20 protein-coding genes are annotated in these 20,187 nt (G+C 52.6%); 13 read left to right on the top strand and 7 right to left on the bottom strand.

Annotated features, from left to right (window positions below):
* Positions 1-5: 5 nt before the first annotated feature.
* Positions 6-845 carry a uracil-DNA glycosylase family protein gene (locus EOE65_RS05045; RefSeq protein WP_127693214.1) on the top strand — a complete coding sequence of 280 codons (840 nt, stop codon included), beginning with the start codon at positions 6-8 and terminating at the stop codon, positions 843-845.
* 2 nt (positions 846-847) lie between these two features.
* On the top strand, positions 848-1,336 hold the full coding sequence (rimI, locus tag EOE65_RS05040) for a ribosomal protein S18-alanine N-acetyltransferase (protein ID WP_127693213.1): 489 nt from the start codon (positions 848-850) through the stop codon (positions 1,334-1,336).
* Here the strand turns inward: rimI and EOE65_RS05035 are convergent.
* Positions 1,305-2,234, bottom strand: coding sequence for a GGDEF domain-containing response regulator (locus EOE65_RS05035; RefSeq protein ID WP_127693212.1), 930 nt, complete (start codon positions 2,232-2,234; stop codon positions 1,305-1,307). The two genes, rimI and EOE65_RS05035, sit on opposite strands and share 32 nt — an antisense overlap.
* A gap of 107 nt (positions 2,235-2,341) precedes the next feature.
* On the opposite strand from EOE65_RS05035, the gene EOE65_RS05030 reads away from it, so the two are divergent.
* Positions 2,342-3,010 carry an energy-coupling factor ABC transporter permease gene (locus tag EOE65_RS05030; protein ID WP_127693211.1) on the top strand — a complete coding sequence of 223 codons (669 nt, stop codon included), beginning with the start codon at positions 2,342-2,344 and terminating at the stop codon, positions 3,008-3,010.
* Positions 3,011-3,014: 4 nt separating this feature from the next.
* Here EOE65_RS05030 and EOE65_RS05025 read toward each other — a convergent pair whose 3' ends face one another.
* The 3 genes from EOE65_RS05025 to EOE65_RS05015 all read right to left on the bottom strand — a co-directional run bounded on the left by EOE65_RS05025 (position 3,015) and on the right by EOE65_RS05015 (position 5,230).
* Positions 3,015-3,551 (bottom strand): response regulator transcription factor, encoded by a 537-nt coding sequence (locus tag EOE65_RS05025; RefSeq protein ID WP_127693210.1) that lies wholly within the window; start codon positions 3,549-3,551, stop codon positions 3,015-3,017.
* The gene (locus tag EOE65_RS05020; RefSeq protein WP_127693209.1) at positions 3,544-4,794 is read right to left on the bottom strand and encodes an ATP-binding protein; all 1,251 of its coding nucleotides are present in this window, start codon (positions 4,792-4,794) and stop codon (positions 3,544-3,546) included. Before EOE65_RS05020 ends, EOE65_RS05025 begins: the two co-directional genes overlap by 8 nt.
* A gap of 130 nt (positions 4,795-4,924) precedes the next feature.
* Positions 4,925-5,230: a hypothetical protein gene (locus EOE65_RS05015; RefSeq protein ID WP_127693208.1), complete on the bottom strand. Its 306-nt coding sequence runs from the start codon at positions 5,228-5,230 to the stop codon at positions 4,925-4,927.
* A 291-nt stretch (positions 5,231-5,521) separates the two neighbouring features.
* Here EOE65_RS05015 and EOE65_RS05010 point away from each other — a divergent pair, with 291 nt between their 5' ends.
* Together EOE65_RS05010 and EOE65_RS05005 are read left to right on the top strand one after the other, a co-directional pair.
* On the top strand, positions 5,522-6,622 hold the full coding sequence (locus tag EOE65_RS05010; protein ID WP_127693207.1) for a tRNA-queuosine alpha-mannosyltransferase domain-containing protein: 1,101 nt from the start codon (positions 5,522-5,524) through the stop codon (positions 6,620-6,622).
* An 86-nt stretch (positions 6,623-6,708) separates the two neighbouring features.
* A complete protein-coding gene (locus EOE65_RS05005) occupies positions 6,709-7,653 on the top strand; it encodes an MBL fold metallo-hydrolase (RefSeq protein ID WP_127693206.1) in 945 nt (314 codons plus the stop codon).
* Positions 7,654-7,688: 35 nt separating this feature from the next.
* Here the strand turns inward: EOE65_RS05005 and EOE65_RS05000 are convergent, their stop codons facing one another.
* Complete coding sequence (locus tag EOE65_RS05000) at positions 7,689-9,155, bottom strand: helicase HerA-like domain-containing protein (RefSeq protein ID WP_127693205.1); 1,467 nt, start codon at positions 9,153-9,155, stop codon at positions 7,689-7,691.
* 217 nt (positions 9,156-9,372) lie between these two features.
* Here EOE65_RS05000 and EOE65_RS04995 point away from each other — a divergent pair, with 217 nt between their 5' ends.
* Positions 9,373-11,430 (top strand): TonB-dependent siderophore receptor, encoded by a 2,058-nt coding sequence (locus EOE65_RS04995; RefSeq protein WP_127693204.1) that lies wholly within the window; start codon positions 9,373-9,375, stop codon positions 11,428-11,430.
* Positions 11,431-11,503: 73 nt separating this feature from the next.
* Positions 11,504-13,216, top strand: a complete 1,713-nt coding sequence (locus tag EOE65_RS04990) for a PepSY-associated TM helix domain-containing protein (protein ID WP_127693203.1) — start codon at positions 11,504-11,506, stop codon at positions 13,214-13,216.
* Between the two features lie 43 nt (positions 13,217-13,259).
* On the opposite strand, the gene fldB is transcribed toward EOE65_RS04990, so the two are convergent.
* Entirely contained in the window at positions 13,260-13,775 is a 516-nt protein-coding gene (gene fldB / locus EOE65_RS04985) for a flavodoxin FldB (RefSeq protein WP_127693202.1), read from the bottom strand.
* Between the two features lie 268 nt (positions 13,776-14,043).
* Here fldB and EOE65_RS04980 point away from each other — a divergent pair, with 268 nt between their 5' ends.
* The 6 genes from EOE65_RS04980 to EOE65_RS04955 are packed head-to-tail and all read left to right on the top strand — an operon-like array spanning position 14,044 to position 18,978.
* Positions 14,044-14,820 carry a DUF3450 domain-containing protein gene (locus EOE65_RS04980; RefSeq protein WP_127693201.1) on the top strand — a complete coding sequence of 259 codons (777 nt, stop codon included), beginning with the start codon at positions 14,044-14,046 and terminating at the stop codon, positions 14,818-14,820.
* Positions 14,817-16,169 (top strand): MotA/TolQ/ExbB proton channel family protein, encoded by a 1,353-nt coding sequence (locus tag EOE65_RS04975; protein WP_127693200.1) that lies wholly within the window; start codon positions 14,817-14,819, stop codon positions 16,167-16,169. The genes EOE65_RS04980 and EOE65_RS04975 overlap by 4 nt, the downstream gene beginning before the upstream one ends.
* Positions 16,159-16,704, top strand: a complete 546-nt coding sequence (locus EOE65_RS04970) for a MotA/TolQ/ExbB proton channel family protein (RefSeq protein WP_127693199.1) — start codon at positions 16,159-16,161, stop codon at positions 16,702-16,704. The genes EOE65_RS04975 and EOE65_RS04970 overlap by 11 nt, the downstream gene beginning before the upstream one ends.
* Positions 16,689-17,096, top strand: coding sequence for an ExbD/TolR family protein (locus EOE65_RS04965; RefSeq protein ID WP_127693198.1), 408 nt, complete (start codon positions 16,689-16,691; stop codon positions 17,094-17,096). Before EOE65_RS04970 ends, EOE65_RS04965 begins: the two co-directional genes overlap by 16 nt.
* 3 nt (positions 17,097-17,099) lie before the next feature.
* Positions 17,100-17,768 carry an energy transducer TonB gene (locus EOE65_RS04960; RefSeq protein WP_127693197.1) on the top strand — a complete coding sequence of 223 codons (669 nt, stop codon included), beginning with the start codon at positions 17,100-17,102 and terminating at the stop codon, positions 17,766-17,768.
* Between the two features lies 1 nt (position 17,769).
* The gene (locus EOE65_RS04955) at positions 17,770-18,978 is read left to right on the top strand and encodes a tetratricopeptide repeat protein (protein ID WP_127693196.1); all 1,209 of its coding nucleotides are present in this window, start codon (positions 17,770-17,772) and stop codon (positions 18,976-18,978) included.
* Between the two features lie 51 nt (positions 18,979-19,029).
* On the opposite strand, the gene rsgA is transcribed toward EOE65_RS04955, so the two are convergent.
* Positions 19,030-20,073 carry a ribosome small subunit-dependent GTPase A gene (gene rsgA, locus EOE65_RS04950; RefSeq protein ID WP_127693195.1) on the bottom strand — a complete coding sequence of 348 codons (1,044 nt, stop codon included), beginning with the start codon at positions 20,071-20,073 and terminating at the stop codon, positions 19,030-19,032.
* Between the last annotated feature and the right edge of the window lie 114 nt (positions 20,074-20,187).

Genomic DNA, 20,187 nt, shown 5'->3' with positions numbered 1-20,187 from the left:
CGCCCGTGCATTCTCAGCAGCGGCGCCACCAGTATTTAGCAGCGCTCGGTGTGACCAGTTGGTTACCCCGAGCAGAGCTAGCGGGTGCCAAGCGCTCGGCGGATTGGGTGCATACCTTTCTGCACCAAGATATTCCGTGGGATGAGTCCGATTACGAGGAGAGTGCGCTAGCAGAGCCTATCTCGCATACTGCTCCGGCGCCGGTCGCAAAATCAGCTCCGGTAACGGTAGCGTCTTTGCAGTTGACCGAACCGAGCCCAAGTGCTGCGCGTGTGGCTGAAGCATCCAGTACTAAGCCTAATCTGCCAGTGGCGGATCCATCGCAGGGCTTAGCACCTGTCGCGCTTACGGCGCGCCAAACAGGTACGCCCGTTGCGCCATTTAGGTTGTGCTTTTGGCTGTTTAAGGAGCTTTGGGTGGTGGACAGTATGCCGCACCAAGGGCGAGGGCAGCAGGACCCTGCTTATCAGCGCTTGTGCGCTAACCTTGTGCGTGCACTGGGTAAAGATGCAGCGTTAACTGTGCCCGCTTATACTCTGACGTGGCCGATGTTAGCGGGTGCTACGTTGGATCAAGGTTTGGAGCAGGCGCGCATTGCGGTGGAGCACAAGCTTAAAAAGTACCGCCAAGCTCAGCCTGCTCCAAAGGCGGTTGTGCTACTCGGAGAGGCCGCTGCGCAGCTAGTGATGCAGCGGGATGAGCCCTTGGATCAACTGCGTGGTTTGGCGTTTAGCTATGCCAGCGATATCAATGCCATCGCTTCGCTGAGTCTCACTGAGATGCTACGTATCCCCGAGTGCAAGCGTGATGTTTGGCATGATCTTCAGCCGGTCTATCAAGGCTAGCTATGGATGTTAAACGCGTCGTAACGCTCACGGAGGAGCTGCTACCTCAACTGTTGGCGTTGGGGGCTGATGCCATGCAAGAGGATGCTTGGAGTGCGACGCAGATCGCCCAGCAGCTTGCTCGGCCACGCAGTATCAATATTGGTGTCTTTGTTGAAGCGCAACTGGTGGGGTTTGTGTTTGCCACCTACCTCTTTGATGAGGCTGAACTTCTGCAGATCGGTACGACAGGCTCGATGCGTGGCAGCGGGTTAGGCAAGGCGCTGTTATTGGCGCTGGCAGAGCGGCTGCAGGCAGAAGAGGTGACACGTCTAATGCTTGAGGTGCGATCCTCTAACACGGCGGCACTGGCACTTTATCAACGTGCTGGCTTTGCTCAGGATGGGCGGCGCAAAGGCTACTATGCGGCGCCAAATGAAAGCGGCGAGCGTGAGGATGCTGTACTCATGAGTAGCCCTGTTAGCGCGGTGTTAACGTCTCTTGGAAACTAACGATTCGGTTTCTGCCTTCGCTCTTGGCATGATAAAGGGCCTTGTCGGCGAGCTTAATCAGCTCGGGTGCTGACTTGGGGTTGTCTTGTGATGATGCGATACCGATGCTCGTTGTGACCACTTCGCCAAACGGAGAGTCTGCATGGGAGAGCTGAGCTTTTTTCAATGCCAGCACAATGCTGCGGGCAATAACAAACGCACCTTCCGTTTTAGTGTTCGGCAAGATCACGAGAAACTCTTCACCGCCAAACCGAGCCAGCGTATCAGTTGGGCGTTTAAGTTGCTGCTTGATAATGTCACAAAACGCTTTTAAGCACTCATCGCCCTGCTGGTGGCCATAATTATCGTTGTACTGCTTGAAATAGTCGATATCGAAAAGCAGCACACAAAGCGGCGACTGTTCGCGCTGGAATAGTTTCCACGTGCGTTTGAGCTCCTCTTCCATTCCGCGCCTGTTGAGGACGCCTGTCAGCGGATCAAGTTGTGTTAGCTGTTTTAAGCGGCGGTTGGCTGCATCAAGCGCGTGTTGCATCTCTGAAATACGCGCCATCGCTTTAATTTTTGCCTGCAACACCGTGGCATTGACCGGCTTGGTTAGATAGTCATCGCCGCCTGCATTGATCCCATCTACGAGGTGCTGCGTATCTGTTTGTGCGCTAAGAAAGATGATTGGAATCCAGTGGCTACCCATATCGGCACGTATTTTTTGGGTAAGATCAAAGCCGTTAATTTCAGGCATCTCAACATCCATGAGGATCAGGTCTACCTGTTTTTTAGCGAGTATTTCGAGGGTTTCTTGAGCACCTGATGCGAGTAAGGCCGTGTGGCCGACTTCATCTATGATTGTCGCGACGAGGTCCCGAATGAGTTGGTTATCATCAATGACCAATACTTGCATACGACTGACTGACCTGTATCAACTTGGCTGGGCGAACGCATACAATTGTATGCGCTTGGCGCTACAATACCAAATTTCGTGCGAATTCGATCGTTTCTGGATGTGTTATGAGTATTACAACTGATCTTTTAAGTGGACTGTGGTTGTGGCTTGCGCATCTGCTCTTCGCGGGTGTTCTGGTGATCGCTGCATGGCGCGCACCGTGGCGCGTTATCGTTGAGAATCGCGGTTTGCAGCACCTTTTTTTAGGTGCAACGGTTGTCCTGCTCGTGATGTGGAGCATGCGCGCTGGGATCTCTCCCGGTTTAAGTATCCACTTCCTAGGTTTAACGGCTTTGACTCTGATTTTGGGCTGGGATTTGGCGATCTTATCCGCCACGCTTGTGTTGCTTGGAATGACAATAATCGGTACTGAGAGCTGGCAAGGTTTCTCGGTAAACGGTTTATGTTTGGTGGCAATACCTGCGCTGTTAACCCACGCGATTCAGCGGTTTGTTGAGAGCCGTTTTCCGAAGAACTTTTTCGTCTATCAGTTTTTATGCGGCTTTGTTGGTGCAGGTATCGTGATTGCCGTTTCCGGGCTATCAATGATGGCCGTGCTGTGGCTAAGCGGTGCGTACACGTGGGCCAAAATTACGGCAGAGTACATTCAATACTTGCCACTTATCATGTTCCCCGAGGGCTTGATGAACGGCATCCTGATGACCGGCATTATGGTGTTTTATCCCGATTGGATTCGCACGTTCGATGCGAAGGTTTACATCGACGATCAGTAGCCACTTATTTGCGAACGGGGTGCTTGGCCAACTTGCGCTGTAGCGTGCGCCGATGCATCCCCAGCGCGCGGGCGGTGGCCGAGATATTCCCATCGTGCTCATTCAGAACTTTATTGATGTGTTCCCACTCCAGCCGGTTCACCGACATCGGCGTCTCTTCGATCTCGATATCGGCATCTCCCTCGTTTTGTTGAAGTGCGCTGAGAATATCATCAGCGTTGGCGGGTTTTGGCAGATACTGAGTAGCCCCGAGTTTGATCGCTTCCACCGCTGTTGTGATGCTGGCGTAGCCGGTAAGTACAACGATTCGAATCTCAGGGTTGATCGCTCTAAGGTGCTCAATAATTGTGAGCCCCGAAGCTCCGTCCATTTTGAGATCGAGAGTGGCGTAGTCTGGATGCCATTCTGCTGTCAGCTCTAGCGCGCTTTCCGCACTGCGGCAAACCTTGGCATCAAAGCCCCGTTTGGTCATTGCACGTGACAAAACACGTGTAAAAACAGGGTCGTCATCAACGATCAGAAAACGCTCATTGTTATCCATGCACAGCTCTCCTCGATAAGCGCACCTCGGTGATGGTGCCTTGATGCTCGGCGTTATAAAGTTTCACGTCACCATCCAGTTGGGTGATGGTGGTGGAGGTTAGAAAAAGGCCGATACCTAGGCCGCGCCCTTTGGTGGTGATAAAGGGTTGTCCCAGTTGATTCACCTTGTCGATGGGCAAGCCCGGGCCGTAATCCCGAATCAGAATCCAGATGCTCTTTTCGTCCCAATGAATGCTGATCTCAATACCGTTGGGGTTAGCATCGGCGGCGTTGTTAAGCAGGTTCAGCAAGGCTTGGCGCAGCAGTGTGGTGCTGCGCAGGTCCGGTGGTAGATCATCTTGCAGGTGCAGCGTGTAACTGACATCAGGGCGTGCGATTTTCCATTGCTCGATCACCTCATTGATAAACTCACCAATTAAGCAGGTGCGCTCGCTCTGGTACTCCTCCTGAACCGAGCGTGCCATCTCCTGAAGCTTCGCGGCACAGAGGTTAACTTGCTGCTGAAGTAGCGCGATATCCTCTAGGTGCTCGTCGCTAAGCTCTGTATCCAATGACATGTCATGCAGCAGTACATCCATTGTGCTCAGTGGTGTGCCAAGTTCATGTGCCGTGCCGGCGGCAATCGTACCTAGTGCCAAAATTTGTTGGTTCTGAACTTTGCTCTCGCGTGCTGCAATAAGGTGCTCGCGGTGCTTCGCGAGTGTGCGATTCATCGTGTAGACAAAGTAGGTGATGACTCCAACGGTCAGAGTAAAGTTTAGCCACATGCCCATCATGTGCAGGTTGAAGAGCGCTTCAACGGAGATGTTATGATCAGAGCGTGCCAGAGAAATGGGCACGTAGTACACGAGCAGCGACCCATATATGGCGATCACTGTTAGGGCCATCAGCCATATATAACGCCGATGCAGCGTAGTGACCGTGATAATGAGCGGAATCAGCAACATGAAGATAAATGGGTTAGTCCCGCCACCGGTATGGTAAAGGATGAAGCCGTAGATGATGGTGTCAGCGAGCAGTTGAGAGAACAGTTCTGGCTGTGTCACCGGCCAATGTGAATGTAGCCGTGCGTATGTGATGAGGTTAAGTATACCCAGCAACGCCAGTGCTGAGCCGGTATGCCACGGGTTAAGGTCTGCGTGCAGATACCAAAGCGCAAAGAGGATAGCTGCGCTCTGTCCAACTAGAATGATGAAGCGAATATAGGTTAGCTGCAGTAGCTGTTGATGATTTCCGTTCACAGTAAGCTCAGATCTTGATGCCGACGGGCAAGTATAACCCACAAGGGTGGTTTAGATCGTGAGGCAGATTGTCGCAGTAGAAACAAAAATGCCCCAGCTAAGCCGGGGCATTATCACAGGTGCTGCTAAATTATTTAGCCAGCTTCTGCATCTCTTCCATTGTGTTTTGACCAGCTTCAGTTGCTAGTGCAGTGAATGCTTCACCTTGGCTTTTCAGTAGTTCGAACAGCGCTTGGTTAGATTCAATGTTAAACTTCACAACTTCTTCAGGCGACTTCAGATCTTTCGCTTTTTCAACGCCGCTTTGGAAGAAGCTAGCTAGCTCTTCACCTGATTTCTTTTGCAGCTCTACTGACTTGTTCAGTGTAGCAGCTTGCAGTGCCATCAGAGTTTTCATTGCTTCAACTGGTTTTTGGAAATCAAGAGTGTTTGTCATGGTGTTTGGTCCTTTATGTTGCAGTGCACAATATTGGTTATTTTATAGCCAAATATATTAAAGTCAATCTTTTTTGTGCGGTGCACAATGAGATAATCCCTAATCTCTCATAGTAATATGACGAAGAGGTTAAGCCCTGATCGCTAGTATGGTTCACTAGATCAACAGTACCCCTTTCACACCCTATGAGCAGGCAAATTGTTAACGAAGCCTTGGGTAAGTTCAAGCTTATTGTTGGGTATATCTGACAAACTCTGCACTACGGCAGTGCTAGGAAATAGAAGAGGAATTATGCGCGTACTATTGCTATCAGCTTACGATGCTCAAAGTCATGCTCAGTGGCGGCGCGCATTACAGGCGATGCTTCCCCACTGGCAGTGGACTGAGGTTTGCTTGCCTGCACGTTACTTCGCGTGGCGAGTCCGAGGGAATAGCTTGTCGCTGGCGTTTGGCGAACATGCCGACACCTTGCGCGAGCCATATGATCTAGTGGTAGCCACCTCGATGACTGATCTCTCCGCATTGCGTGGCTTTGTGCCCGAATTGGCACGCATACCAACGGCTGTCTATTTCCATGAAAATCAGTTTGCCTATCCGACCTCTTCGCACACGCACAACTCCGTTGAGCCGCAAGTCCTTAATCTGTACACCGCTTTGGCAGCAGACTATGTGCTTTTTAACTCTCACTTTAACCGGCGTTCGTTTTTGCAGGGTGTTAGTGCATTACTGAAGAAGCTGCCAGATTTAGTGCCAAAAGGATTACCTGAGAGACTTGAGAAAAACAGTGAAGTACTGCCGGTACCCTTGCCTGATCTAACCGATGCATCGGCATCAGACGCGTGTTGGTCTGAACAGGAAAATCCATTGCGGATTGTGTGGGCAGCACGCTGGGAGTTTGATAAGGATCCTGAGTTACTTAATGCCATTCTTATGGCGCTTGATAAGCGCAACATTGACTTTCGATTTGCACTTTTGGGGCAGCGTTTTAGACACACGCCGCGCGTGTTTGATGACATTGCTCAGCGCTTTAGTGATCGTATTGATCAGCAAGGGTTTGTTGAGAGTCGGGCGGCCTACCTAAGCTGGCTAGCATCGGCTGACTATATCTTATCCACAGCGCAGCATGAGTTCCAAGGCCTTGCGGTATTAGAGGCTGCGGCACTGGGTTGTTGCCCCTTGCTGCCGCAGCGGCAGGTATATCCCGAGTATTTCACGCATGAGCACCTTTACAGTACAACCGGTGATGTAGCCCAGCAGGCTGAATCTGCTGTGGATAAACTAGTTGCCCTGCAAGCGATGGCGACTAAACCTGAGATATCGGTGGCGCCTTTTGCAAGTCAGCATCTGTGCCACGCGTACGAAAGTGTCTTAACGCGTGTCGCGAATCGCTAGTGCCATAGTGGTATGTTGGGGTGCTCGTTATTTATTCGATTTAGGAATACACTTAGATTAGATAATCATAATAAAAGGAGTGTGTTATGCGAGCGGTTTTTTTAGCGGGCCTGCTGTTTAGTGGTTCTGTCAGTGCCGAAATTATCCCTGATAAATATCCCGAGTCCTTGCTCTATAGTGCGCCGGTCAAGGTGGCAGATGGCGTGTGGTCGGCGATTGGTCAGACTCAGTACTACAACTATGAAAATGCTGGTCACAATAACAATTTGAGCTTTGTGATCGGCAATGAAGCCGTGTTGGTCGTAAACGGAGGCTCCTCCTATCTGCTCGCAAAAGCGCTACACGATGAGATAAAGAAACATACCGCTTTGCCGGTGAAGTATGTGGTGGATGAGAATGGCCAATCCCATGCGGCATTGGGAAATGGATACTGGAAAGCACTGGGTGCTGAAGTGATCGCCCATACAGACGCGGCCGATGAGATCGAGAGCCACGGTTTAGATGGATTAACTAATCTGCAAGCGATCTTGAAAGAGCGCAGTGACGGCACCGAGGTTGTGGCCCTTGATCGTACTTTTGATGATCAGCTGGTGCTGGATCTTGGGGGGATAACCGCTGAACTGCATTATTTAGGCGCAGCGCACTCGCCTGGGGATATCTCGGTTTTGATTCCTGAACGCAATGTTGTGATCGCGGGTGATATCGCTTTCCATGAGCGGATGCTGCCCATTTTTCCAGATACCGATACGGCAGCGTGGTTAGAAACTTGGCAGCAGAGTTTCACCGAGTTTGCTAAAGGCAAAGTGATTGTGCCCGGGCACGGTGGCCCAACTGATTTTGCCACAGTAGATCGCTATACACGTGGTTACTTAGTGTTTCTGCGCGGTAAAGTGGGTGAGCTGCTGGAAGAGGGTGGCACATTGGAAGATGCGTACGCGATTGACCAGTCTTCCTACCGCCATCTTGAAACATTCGAGGAGCTAGCGGCGAAAAACGCTGGGCGTGTATTTGAAGCGATGGAGTTTGAATAACCCCGCCGGCTGCTAACCATGCGGGGCTTGTAAGGCTATTTCAATAGCGAGCCGAGTAAGCCTCGTACTAGCTTTTTGCCAATACTGCGCCCAAGGCTACTGCCGACGCTGCGAGCAACACTCTTGATCAGTGCCTCCCCGATGCTCTGGCGGTTGCTGCTGCGGCGCGGCTTCTGCTTCTCCTGTGCGGCGCGTTCAGCTGCTTCGCTTTCGGCAGCTAAGCGCGCTTTGGTACGCTCCTCTAAAACTTCATGAGCTGAGTGCGGATCAATTGCCTGTGCATAGCGCCGCTGACAAGGTGAGCGGCTGATCAATGTCGCTCGCTCGTCTGCTGTAATGGGGCCCATACGTGACGAGGGCGGGCGCATCAGCGTACGTTGCACAATGGAAGGGACACCGTTCTCCTCCAGCACGGAAACCAGCGCCTCACCAACCCCCAGTGTTGAGATCACACTTTCCACATCTAAGTTAGGATTGCTGCGGAAAGTCTGCGCGGCAACACGTACCGCTTTTTGATCTTTGGGTGTATAGGCTCGCAGGGCGTGCTGCACACGATTGCCAAGCTGGCCTAAAACGCTATCGGGTACATCGCTTGGGCTTTGGGTAATGAAGTAGATGCCCACACCTTTGGAGCGGATCAAACGCACCACTTGCTCAATCTTTTCTAGGAGGACTTTATTGGCGTTTTTAAAGAGCAGGTGGGCTTCATCGAAAAAGAACACCATGGTGGGTTTTTCTGGGTCGCCAACCTCAGGAAGTTGTTCGAACAGCTCAGAAAGTAGCCAGAGTAAAAATGTGGAGTAGAGGCGCGGGCTCTGGACGAGGCGGTCGGCGGCCAGCAAGTTAATCACGCCACGGCCATCACGAGCCACTTGCAAGAAATCATCGAGCTGCAGTGCAGGTTCACCAAAGAAGTGCTCTCCCCCTTCGCGCTCTAACATCAAAAGACGACGCAGTATTGCGTTAACTGAGGCTTTGGATACCTTCAGTCCAGCATCAATATCACCGCCGTGCTCAGCGATAAAGGACAGTGTTGAGCGCAGATCACTGAGATCAACAAGCAATAGCCCTTCATCATCCGCGTACTCAAATACCAGCGTCAGAATACTCTCTTGGGTCTCATTCAGGTCTAGCAGGCGTGATAACAGCTGCGGGCCCATCTCCGAGATTGTTGCCCGCACGGGTGTACCTTGCTCGCCAAACAGGTCCCAAAGCTCGACGGGATAACTGCTCTGTTGGTAGTTATCGATCTGTATTTGCGTCACGCGCTCAGCGATCTTGGCGTGTGGTGCACCTTTTTGGCTTAGGCCTGAAAGGTCCCCTTTGATATCAGCGAGAAATACCGGTACACCCAGATCAGAAAAGCCCTCAGCAAGGCACTGCAGGGTAACGGTTTTACCTGTACCGGTGGCGCCTGCAATGAGGCCATGGCGATTTGCATAACGAGCATTGAGAAAAATTTGGCCCGACTCATGCCCGCCCAATAGTAGCCCAGTTTTCATAACACATTCCTTGCCGTTAGAGGCCTTGAGTCCGGCGTGAGCCGGTGCATCGACATTAATTTAGGTATATCGCATCTATTGCGAGATTAACACTATCCATGTGAGCCGCGTATTAAGATATGTTCAAAAAATAAGCGAATGATAATTCAGGTATTGTTGAAAATGATAATAAATATCATGTATTGTTTGGCACGAATTGAACTTTGGAGAGTTTTAGATGTATCGCCACTCATATTTAGCTGTATGCATCTGCGCGGCAAGTCTAGGCGTAGCACCTAGTACGCTGGCGGCTGATGCCGCTCATGTTGAGCAAACCGACAAGTTAACGATCGTGGGCAGTGATGGTCTGGCTGATGCGCCTGCCCTGATTAAACCTGCCTCGGTGGCAAAATCGGGCGCGCCCGTGAAAGAGCTGCCCTATTCGGTATCAGTGATCGACACTGAGTTTGCTATCGAAACGGGGGCCAAGAGTGTGCAGGACGCGCTGCTGTATAACGCCGGCGTCTATGCCGGTGGCTTCGGTATCGATACGCGTGTCGATGCTAGCAAAATCCGCGGTGCAGACCCTATCAAATACGTTGATGGCTTACGCTCGCACTACGGCAGCTACAACAATGTGCGCCCGAACCTCTTTGCTATGGAGCGTGTTGAGGTACTAAAAGGTCCGGCGTCTGTGTTGTACGGCCAAGGCTCAGTGGGCGGTGTTGTCAATACGATCACCAAACGACCACAAGCTGAGCAAGCGGGTGAGTTCTGGGCGCAAGCGGGCTCATTTGAGCGTAAACAATTAGCGGCAGATTGGACCGGTGCGCTCGATGCTGAAGAGCGGGTGCTGGTGCGTATGGTTGGTTTACTGCGTGATAGCGGCACCCAAGTTGATCACGTTGATGACGACGAAATCCTGATCAATCCATCGTTAACATGGCGCATTTCAGATGCGACTGATCTAACCCTGATCTACAACTATCAAAAACGTGAAGGCGGTATCACCGCGCAGTTCTTGCCAACGCAGGGTACGCTGCAGCCGGGCCCGTTGGGTTATCTACCCACTTCAACATTTATCGGTGAGCCGGGTTGGGATCGCTATGATCGCGAGCAGAGCGCGGTGACACTCGATCTGCAACATGAATTTAACGATAACTGGAAACTGGCCGCTATTGCGCGCCATGTTGATGCGGAAACTGAAACTCGAGAGCACTGGGCGAACATTGGCTATGCCCCAACGGCTGATGGCATGATTGGCCGTACCATCTATCAAGGTGACAAGAGTACCGAAGGGCTCAATCTAGATCTGCGCTTGCAAGGGCAAGTGGTCGTAGGTGAGACAGAGCACCGCTTACTGTTCGGCATTGATCGTCAAGATGTGAGAACGGACGAGAGTAACTTCTACCGCGGCGCGGGTACGCCAATCAATGCGTACAATCCAACCTATGGCAGCTTAGCTGTGATACCAGGCACCATCGATCGACCTTTCGTCGATACCGAGCAACTTGGCTTTTACGCAAGTGATCATATCAATTGGGGTGCATGGGTGCTGTCGGCTGCGCTGCGTCACGATACGGTGAAAACAACACTGGAAGGTAGCGACACAGCAGAGTCGAGCGCCACCACCGGTCACCTCGGCGTGATGTACCAGCTAGAGAACGGCTTATCACCTTACGTTAGTTACTCCGAATCCTTTGAGGCCAACACCGGTAGCGATGGTTTGGGTGGCACGCTAGATCCAACCGAAGGTGAGCAGGTTGAGGTGGGTATTAAATACCTCTCAGCGGATGAGCGCACCATGGTGACGCTATCGCGCTTTGATATCGAGCAGAAAAACCGTGTGATCAGCGGCAATATTCCGGGTGGTTTACAGCAGACAGCTGCCACGATCGATGGCTGGGAGCTTGAAGCACAGCAGAAATGGGACCAGCTGGATCTGCGCGTGAACCTATCAGCGCTAGACGCGCGCGACGGTGCTGGTAACCGCCTGCCTTACCTCGCAGAGCACCAAGCCTCGTTCTGGGGTACGTATAAGATCGATAACCACTGGCGCGTTGGTTTAGGTGTTCGCCGCACCGGTGCCAATGTTGGCTGGGGTGGGGCACCTGTCGTCGATGGTGTGACGTTGGCTGACGCTATGATTGGCTACGATATCGAAAATTGGCGCTTCTCTTTAGATGTGAAAAACCTAGCGGATAAGCGTTATATCGCATGGTGTCGTTCCAATGGCACCGACTGCGGCTTTGGCGAGCGTCTCAACGCAACGCTAAACGCACGTTACTCATTCTAAGAAGGGGGCATCCCGCACAAAGCCTTGTCGCTATCGGCAAGGCTTTTCTATTTACAAGGACAAGGACAAGGGCATGACGATCGCTGTAAACCCCGAAACACAGCCTAAAGTGAGCCGCCGTCGACGCAAACTATCGCTGCAGTATAGCGCTTACTTTATCCACAGCCTGATGGGCTTAAAACTGACTTTATTACTCACCGTTGTGCTGTTAAGCGGCGCGTTGGCGACTGTGCAGCAAGAGATTGACTGGCTGCTCTACGATGAGATGCGAGCACAGGTGCAGCAGGAGCGTCTTGGCGCAGGAGAGCTCTTGGATAAGCTACAAGCCGCGTATCCTGATAATGGCATGTTCTTCTTCCGCACCGCAGAAGATTATCCACATCTCAATGCCTATGCTCGTTATATCGATAATCAAGGCGGCTGGCGTCAAGCATGGATTGACCCTTACAGCGGAGAGGTCACTGGCGATACCGTACTGTTAACGGTTGGACAGTTTATCGGTTTCCTGCACGCGACCTTGTTTCTACCTGCAATTGGTAACAGTGTGGTGAATGCGCTGGGCCTGCTGGTGCTGATCTCTCTGATTACCGGGCTCATTGCAGTACCTAAGTTTTGGCGCTACTTCCTAGTGTGGCCGCGCCGTGGAAACTTACGTGTCTTTCTTGGAGATTTGCACCGCTTAGTTGGGCTTTGGAGTCTTTGGATTGTATTGATTATTGGCGTGACTGGCAGTTGGTGGTTCTATCAAGACCCGTTTGTGAAGTACTTTGGTGTGCCTGACGTTGTGGCTGCTCATCGCGAGGCACCGGTGTTAGAGCCAAGCCAACTCAGTGAGCTTGCGGTGGCAGGTGTCCCTGCGGCATTAACCGCTGCGCAGGTTGTGGAGCGGGTAACGGCGGCTTATCCCGATCTGCAAATTAATGTGATTAATCCGCCAGAGCATAATGCTGAACCCTACGAGGTGATCGGTAAGCGCGATGAGTGGCTGCTCAGTGAGTGGAAGGGCGATCGTGTTTTTGTGCACCCTTATACCGGCGAGATCATAGCGACATATACAACGGCGGAGTTCTCGCCAGTACAGCGTTTTGATCTGGCAATGCAGCCGTTGCACTACGGCACATGGGCACATAAGAGCGCAGATATCACCGTGAAAGTGATCTACCTTATCGGCGGTCTAGCGATGAGCTTTCTGGCGATCAGTGGTTTGATCGTCACTTATAAGCGTGTGCGCCGTGCTGCAAAAAAAGCACAGCGCTATAGCCTGCTGCGCAAGCGGCTGTTGGCTCTCTGGAAAGTTGTGCGCCCGTGGGGTGGCCCAATGGGCGTGTTCAAATATTTCAATCTGCTAGCACTCATTGGTATTTGCTACGGCACCAATGTGGCGTTGACGTTGAGTGAACAGGGGACCCGTGGCAGCGGCTACCTTTATGCCGAACAATCCGTGGGGCCTTGGCAGGTATCCATGAATGCGGTGGCGGGTTTGCTAGAGAAAGACCTACCGCCCATTCGGCCAGGTGTGAGTACCGTTTTGAATGCATCGCTCTCTAGCGAAGCGTTGCAGCAGATCCAGTTTATCTACGCCAATGTTGGTGAGCCGCTGGCGCTTGAGGAGGTCGAGGAGTTTATCCACGGCCCTATTGGCGCAAAGCATATGGAGCTGGAAGTACCGGAGCAGATTGATGAAGAGACGCTGCTTTGGGTTACTGCGGTGGATTGGCAAGGGCAGGTCTATCGTCGAGCCTGGCCTTTGCTGCCAAACGGTGAGTTAACCTATAAAGCTCAGTAAAATTAGGTAAGAACGGAGCCTGCTTAGCAGGCTCCGATGGGTTTTAGGCGGCTTCAGCAAGCTGAGGTTGGATTAGTTCACACCATGCAGCGACACGCTCATCTGTGAGCTCACGTTGCGTATCTTCATCAATGGCTAGACCCACAAAGTGCTGTTTGTCTTGGGTCAGCGCTTGAGATTCATCGAACTCGTAGCCGGTGACAGGCCAGTGGCCAATTACATGAGCACCACGCGCCACCACCTTGTCGTGCAGCATGCCCATCGCATCGACAAACCACTCGGCATAGCCGAGCTGGTCGCCAAGGCCAATAAACGCGGTTGTTTTGCCATTGAAGTCGTAGTTATCGACCTCCTCCCAAACCTCTTCCCAATCTTCTTGGACTTCGCCGTAGTCCCACGTTGGAATAGCGAAAATGAGCTGATCAAAGGCGTCGATAATTTCGAGCCCTACGTCTTTGACATCGAACAGCTCGACGTTTTCCGAGCCCAAGTGTTGGGCGACCTTCTCTGCAATATCTTGTGTATTGCCTGTTGTAGAACCATAGATAATAGCGATCATCGTTTCACCCTTGCGATATCAACATAGAAAACTTAACTAGACACTAAAACATACAAACAGCATGTAAATGCAATTGCATATGATAATGATTTGCATATAGTATTGTACCCCAGTGGGGCGGTTCAAGTCTGGAGCGTGCTTTTCGCCGTTTTTTACGTCTCTATTTTTGACAGCGCCGCATGGATGTAACAGATGTAAAGAGCGTTGCTTCTGTAAAGATATTTTTGATAATCATTCGCAATTAGTTTTGCTTTTAAAGTTGTTTGCTATGAATCTACTTCCCAAAGTTTTTCTAGCGGCGAGCCTATTTGGGCTGTCAGCCGCCGCGCCTGCTGTGGTTTCAGCAAATGAGCTGAGCCGCAGTGAAAAAGTCGCAAAAGACACCCATGAAGCGGCGAGGCGTTCGCAAACGCGTATCGATCAAGTTGACCTTGCTTCAAGTGAAGCGCGGGAAGAGTACTTGAGCAATGAGCGTTCTGCCGATGTGACCGAAGCTTACAACCGACAACTGGCGAAGCTAGTGGAATCGCAAGAGGCGGAGTTGGCGGATCTAGATAAGCAGTTACTCTCGCTGGAAGAGACAGATAAAGCCGTATTGCCAATGTTGGGACAGATGGTTGCAACGCTCGATAAATTTGTAGCAGCTGATTTGCCGTTTCTGCCTGATGAGCGCATCGAACGGGTTGAAAAACTGCACGGCTTACTGAATCGCGCGGATGTTTCTGTTGCCGAAAAGTACCGCCAGATCCTCGAGGCTTACTTGGTCGAAGCACAGTATGGCCGCACATTAGAAGCGTACAGTGGCCGTGTTGAACAACAAGGTGCCGAGCGCCAAGTGACATTCCTGCGTATTGGCCGTACAGCGCTTTACTATCAAACCCGCAGCGGAGATCAAAGTGCGCTTTGGGAACCGTCGCGTGGGGAGTGGCGCACGTTGAGCGAAGCACAAAATCTAGCGCTGAAAACAGCCATTGCCGTGGCGCGCCAACAGCAGGTGCCAAGTCTATTAGAGCTGCCCATGCCGAAGCAGGAGGCACGATCATGAAATCACTCCTCGTCATTGGATTAACGGCTTCACTACTCGGTGCGAGCGTCACCGCAGCCGCTGCCCCAGAAACCTTGAATGGCTTGTTAGAGCAGGTGCGTGGGTTTAGTGCTGCGGACAAGGTAACCAACCAAAAACGTGAGCAAGCTTTTAATCAAGACCTTGCCCAAAAGCGGGCCTTGTTAAGCAAAAGCCGGGATCGCCTAGCATTGGCCGAGGCCGAGCAAGAGCGCTTGAAAGAGGCGTTTGATGCAAACGATCTACTGCTGGCTGAAAAGGAAGCACAGCTCACTCAGCGTGCTGGCCAGTTAGGCGAGGTCTTTGGTGTTGCCAAAGAGAAAGCCGCTGAGTTGCGCCCACTGCTAGCGGATTCGCTAGTGAGTGCTCAACACCCCGGCCGTGATCAGGTGTTGACCTTCGCAGACTCCAAGCGTGTCCCAACATTGCAAGACCTAGAAGCACTTTGGTACCAGTTGCAACTGGAGATGACGGCATCAGGCCAGATCAGCCAATTTAGTGCGCCGGTCATTGGCCAAGATGGTCAGCAGCGTGAGTTGGCAGTGACTCGCTTTGGGGTGTTCTCTGCTGCAGCCGAGGACCTGTATCTACAGTGGGACGCGGAGCAACAAGCATTGGCAGCGCTGCCAACGCAACCGCGCCAGGTGGCGTCTCAGTTAGAGGCGTATGCAAGTGGTACCGCGGCGCAAGTCACGATCGATCCATCACGAGGGCAGCTATTTATGTTGCTGGATCGTGAACCTCGCTTACTGGAGCGTATCCAGCAAGGCGGTAACGTGGGTTATCTTATTCTTGCGCTAGGTGCTCTGGGGTTACTGGTCTCGCTTTATCAGGTGTTGCGTATGGTGATGAGCGAGATCAAAGTGGCAGCGCAGCTGCGCCGCCCTGAAAAATTGAGTGTTAAAAATGCGCTGGGCCGCGTTTTATTGGCCGCGCAACAAACCGGTTCAGCCGAGCAGCGCGAGCTGAAAGTGGATGAAGCCATCCTGCAGGAGCTGCCCGGTATCGAGCGCGGCCAAAGCTTTGTGAAGCTGCTGGCGGCGGTGGCGCCTTTGCTTGGGCTGCTGGGCACGGTGATCGGCATGATCGCTACGTTCCAGAGTATTACCCTGTTTGGCACTAGTGACCCTAAGCTGATGGCAGGTGGTATTTCGCAAGCGCTGATGACCACTGTGTTGGGGCTTGTGGTGGCGATTCCGCTGCTGTTTTGCCACAGCTATCTCGCGACTCGCTCACGTCGCTTAACCCAAATTCTGCAAGAGAAGAGCCTCGGCTTGTTAGCTGAGCCTGTTGCTGCAGCGCCGCAGCAGGAGTTGCCTCGTGCCGCTTGAGATGCCAAGCCTGCATGATTGGTTATTTGCACTGGGCCAGTTTTTCCAAACCGGCGGCTGGGTGCTGTACCCGATCCTGTTGATCGCGATTTTGATGTTTATCTTAATTACCGAGCGGTTGCTCTATCGCTTAGTGAGCTATCCCAAGCAGAAGCGAGCGACCTTGGCGCAGGTTAAGCAAGAGCCCACCACTGGCCGCCGTTTAGCGGTGTTGTGTGATCTGGATCTGGCCCTGAAAAAACAGTTCTCCTTGATCAAAACCTTGATCACGCTCTGCCCGCTGGTGGGGCTGTTAGGCACTGTGACCGGCATGATTCAGGTGTTCGATAGCCTCGCGCTGTATGGCACGGGTAATCCTCGCTTGATGGCAGCCGGGGTGGCGAGCGCTACCTTCCCAACGATGACCGGGATGGCGGTGGCGGTGGCAGGTCTGCTGTTTCATAACCGTTTATTCCGCTGGTCCACAGCGGAACAGTATCAACTTTTATTGCTGCGTAGCCCGCAAGAGGGAGAGCCATCATGCGTCAGCGCTTAAACCTGACCCAAGCCCAAGAGGAAGCCGAGATCAATATGACACCGATGTTGGACGTCGTGTTCATCATGTTGATCTTCTTCATTGTGTCGACCTCGTTTGTGCGTGAAGCGGGTATTGACGTTAACCGTCCAGTGGCTGATAGCGCCAATAGCCAGAGCAAAACAGCGGTGATGGTTGCGATCTCAGCTGAGGATCAGATTTGGCTTGATCGTAAGCCGCTCGATCTGCGCATGGTACGCCCAGCGATTGAGCGCCTGCGTAGTGAGCAAGCCGAGATCAACGTGGTTGTGCAAGCTGATGAAGAGGCCTCAACTGGGCAGCTCATCAAAGTGATCGATCAGCTTCGTTTGGCGAATGTTCCCTACACTGTGGCAACAAAGGCGAGTGAGTAAGTCATGTTGCGGATGATGTTGGCTCTGCCGATTGGTGTTTTGCTCGCCAGCTTGCTGTTCTACTGCTTGGCGCTGACCACCACCATGGCTGCGCAGTGGGATGATACGCCAGCAGACACCGTGAACTTCGACTTCCTGCTGGTGGAGCGCAACAGCGAGGTGGAGGTGCGTCGCCGCCAGCGTCCCCCCGAGCCTGAGCAGGTGCTCGAACAGGTACAGCCTGATATCCCACCGCCACCGAAGCCACCGCTACCGCAAGTCAGTGCGACCCGGTTAGATGTATCGGTTCCCGATATTGATGTATCGGTCAATGTCAGTCTAAACACAATGAATGCGTTGCCTGTGCCAGCACCCGCGCCCGTGGTAGCCGCTCCTGCGCCAGCAATCAGTCTTGAGGCAAACCCCACCATTACTCGGCAAGTGCCGCCCCGCTATCCGCAGCGAGCTTTGCGACGTAAGCAAGAGGGCCGCGTGGTGGTTGAGCTATTGGTGACAGCCCAAGGCACTGTGGAGCCGGGCAGTATCAAGATTGTTTCATCGAATCCCAAAGGGGTGTTTGATCGTGCCGTTCAGCGCGCCGTGCAGCGCTGGCAGTTCCAAAAGAAAGTGGTGAATGGCCAGGCGGTCCCGTTTCGGGTGCGTCAGGAGCTAGAGTTCAAACTGGAGAGATAATATGTGGCGTTTTGGAGTCGTTGTTCTATTGTTGGCATCTACCCTGAGTCATGGTCAGGAGAAGTTATCGCAGCATGATTACAAACAGCTAAAGAAAGCGTTTGATCTGATTGAAGCCTCGCAAACACAGGCGGCGAAGCAGCAGCTGTTATCAGCCAGTGATAAAGTCACTAGCCCCTATGCCAAGGCGCTTGTGTGGCAGAATCTTGGCCAGCTTGAACTGCGTGCTGAGCGACATCGTACGGCACTTAAGTATCTGCAAAAAGCTCATGTTCTTGAAGCACTACCTGCCACTCAACAAAGCAACCTGTTAAAAACGATCGCCCAACTGCATTGTATGGCAGAGCAGTGGTCGGCATGTAGCACCAAGCTGAGCCGCTGGATTAAGCGGGCCGGCAAGCAGGTGCGTGGTGATGACCATTTACTGCTCGCACAGGCATATAGCCAGCAAGAGAAGTGGCGCTCAGTCTTGCCATCTATCCGTGCTGCCATCGCGACTCGCAAAGTGGCACCGCGTAGCTGGTATCAGCTTGAAACCGGTGCTCAGATCCGCCTCAAGCGCTGGGCTGCGGCTGCAAAAGCGCAACAGCGTTTGGTGCGTATCTATCCAAAACGCAGCGCGGACTGGCGCCAGCTGACGGCGTTGCAGCTGCAAGCCGGTCAAAGTAAGGCGGCGCTGGCCACTCAGCGTATGGGGTTTGAACGCGGTTTACTGACCCAAGGGAAAGACTACCGTCAATTGGCGCAAATGCTGTTGAGCCAAGGCGCACCCTACAAAGCCGGTGAGGTTTTGGAGCGCGGGTTAAAAAGAGGCTCGCTAAAGGGGACTGCGCGGGAACTAACGCTGCTCAGCCAAAGCTGGCAACTGGCTAAAGAGAAACACAAAGCGATTGCCGCGCTGGCGCAGCTCCAAAAGGTGACGCCAAGCGCGAAAAACTTGGCACGCATCGCTCAACTGCAGATCGATTTAGAGCAGTGGCGCAGTGCCCAACGAACCCTAAGCGCTGCACTAAAAAGTGCGAAAGGCGATGATCGAGCCTCTTTGCAGCTGCTGTTAGGCATCACGCAAGTGAAGCTGGAGCAGTTTGTGCTGGCGCGCAATGCGCTAAAAGCGGCGGCAGACTACCCGTCTGTGTCGGGCAGCGCAAAAAGTTGGTTACGCTACCTTGAACAGGTGGCACCGAACGAGCAACTGGCAGTTGCTGGATAAGCAAACCATCCTATCGAGTGAGAGCCTGCTAGGCGCAGGCTCTCATTTTCGTTAGTCTCCTTTTCTGCGCAGTTTTACCTCCTTCATCACGCTGCGACAGTAGCGAGTAAAGTTTCTTTCTTGTTCGCGACGTTGAGCAAGGGTTGCAGTATTGAATGCCTGCTCGCGCAGGAGCTTTTGATAATTGGCTAGGCGCCGTGCTGCTAAGCGGCCGTCATCTATTGCGCTAAGTACCGCACATCCTGGCTCATTCGAATGCGTACAATCTGCGTATTTGCACTGCTGCGCGAGTGCGTCTATATCAGCAAACGCCTGTTGTACGCCCTGTTCGCAATCCACTAACTGTAGCTCGCGCATACCCGGCGTATCTAGGATGAGTGCGCCAGAGCGTGTAGGGAGCAGTGAGCGTGATGTGGTGGTGTGGCGTCCCTTGCCATCATTCTGGCGTATCGCCCCGGTGGTTTGCTGATCGACTCCGCTGAGTGTATTGACCAACGTGGATTTCCCCACGCCTGAAGAACCAAAAAATGCGACGGTCTTTCCCTGTTTACACCACGGCCGCAACACCTCGATGCATGTGCTGCTGCGAGCATCGACCGTTTCCACAAGCAATAAGGCATCGAGTTGTTGTACCTGCTCTTGGTAGTGCGCTGGATTATCACAAAGATCGGCTTTGGTAAGCACGACCACCGCTTCGGCATTGGCCGCCTTAACAAGTGCGAGGTAGCGTTCGATCCGATTAAGGTTGAAATCCTCGTTAAGCGAGCAGGTGATAAACACGGTATCCACATTCGCTGCAAGATACTGTAACGAGGCTTGGCTACCCGCGGCTTTGCGAGTGAACTCTGATAGCCGCGTTAGCGCGCGATATACCTGCTCTTCTGAGTCGAGCAGTAGCCAATCGCCAACGGTGATGGTTGGTAATTGTGGGCTGACGGCAAGGTTGATGTGCCCCTGTTCGGTCAGGAGTTCAAAGTGAGACCGGTGTTGCGCGGCGACTCTTGCCGGGCGGTAGTGTTGCCACTCATCAAGGGAGAGTTGTTGTTGAAAAAATGGTGACCATCCCAATTGGGACAGAGAATAGATCGTAGTCATAATTACCCCAGGCACAAACGTGCCTACGCTGTTTAAGCATATCGTCAGGGGGCATTGGCAGCCCCGGCTTAGCAACCGGGAGAGGCGTTATGGGCGGGTTAAATACCCGCAGCC

Origin of the sequence: Neptunomonas marina, from assembly GCF_004005935.1 — a bacterium.
Taxonomy (GTDB): Bacteria; Pseudomonadota; Gammaproteobacteria; order Pseudomonadales; family Balneatricaceae; genus Neptunomonas; species Neptunomonas marina.
Note: the sequence above shows the minus strand (reverse complement) of the source record. Positions and strands in the feature narration are given on the sequence as shown.

What these genes read in the sequence shown, in the direction of transcription:
- EOE65_RS05010 (WP_127693207.1), top strand. Translation starts at nt 5,522, where the DNA reads ATGCGCGTACTATTGCTATCAGCTTACGATGCTCAAAGTCATGCTCAG.
- EOE65_RS04965 (WP_127693198.1), top strand. Translation starts at nt 16,689, where the DNA reads ATGCGTCAGCGCTTAAACCTGACCCAAGCCCAAGAGGAAGCCGAGATC.
- EOE65_RS05005 (WP_127693206.1), top strand. Translation starts at nt 6,709, where the DNA reads ATGCGAGCGGTTTTTTTAGCGGGCCTGCTGTTTAGTGGTTCTGTCAGT.
- EOE65_RS04980 (WP_127693201.1), top strand. Translation starts at nt 14,044, where the DNA reads ATGAATCTACTTCCCAAAGTTTTTCTAGCGGCGAGCCTATTTGGGCTG.
- EOE65_RS05035 (WP_127693212.1), bottom strand. Translation starts at nt 2,234, where the DNA reads ATGCAAGTATTGGTCATTGATGATAACCAACTCATTCGGGACCTCGTC.
- fldB (WP_127693202.1), bottom strand. Translation starts at nt 13,775, where the DNA reads ATGATCGCTATTATCTATGGTTCTACAACAGGCAATACACAAGATATT.
- EOE65_RS04960 (WP_127693197.1), top strand. Translation starts at nt 17,100, where the DNA reads ATGTTGCGGATGATGTTGGCTCTGCCGATTGGTGTTTTGCTCGCCAGC.
- EOE65_RS04975 (WP_127693200.1), top strand. Translation starts at nt 14,817, where the DNA reads ATGAAATCACTCCTCGTCATTGGATTAACGGCTTCACTACTCGGTGCG.
- rimI (WP_127693213.1), top strand. Translation starts at nt 848, where the DNA reads ATGGATGTTAAACGCGTCGTAACGCTCACGGAGGAGCTGCTACCTCAA.
- EOE65_RS05030 (WP_127693211.1), top strand. Translation starts at nt 2,342, where the DNA reads ATGAGTATTACAACTGATCTTTTAAGTGGACTGTGGTTGTGGCTTGCG.
- EOE65_RS05000 (WP_127693205.1), bottom strand. Translation starts at nt 9,155, where the DNA reads ATGAAAACTGGGCTACTATTGGGCGGGCATGAGTCGGGCCAAATTTTT.
- rsgA (WP_127693195.1), bottom strand. Translation starts at nt 20,073, where the DNA reads ATGACTACGATCTATTCTCTGTCCCAATTGGGATGGTCACCATTTTTT.
- EOE65_RS04955 (WP_127693196.1), top strand. Translation starts at nt 17,770, where the DNA reads ATGTGGCGTTTTGGAGTCGTTGTTCTATTGTTGGCATCTACCCTGAGT.
- EOE65_RS04995 (WP_127693204.1), top strand. Translation starts at nt 9,373, where the DNA reads ATGTATCGCCACTCATATTTAGCTGTATGCATCTGCGCGGCAAGTCTA.
- EOE65_RS05015 (WP_127693208.1), bottom strand. Translation starts at nt 5,230, where the DNA reads ATGACAAACACTCTTGATTTCCAAAAACCAGTTGAAGCAATGAAAACT.
- EOE65_RS05025 (WP_127693210.1), bottom strand. Translation starts at nt 3,551, where the DNA reads ATGGATAACAATGAGCGTTTTCTGATCGTTGATGACGACCCTGTTTTT.
- EOE65_RS04990 (WP_127693203.1), top strand. Translation starts at nt 11,504, where the DNA reads ATGACGATCGCTGTAAACCCCGAAACACAGCCTAAAGTGAGCCGCCGT.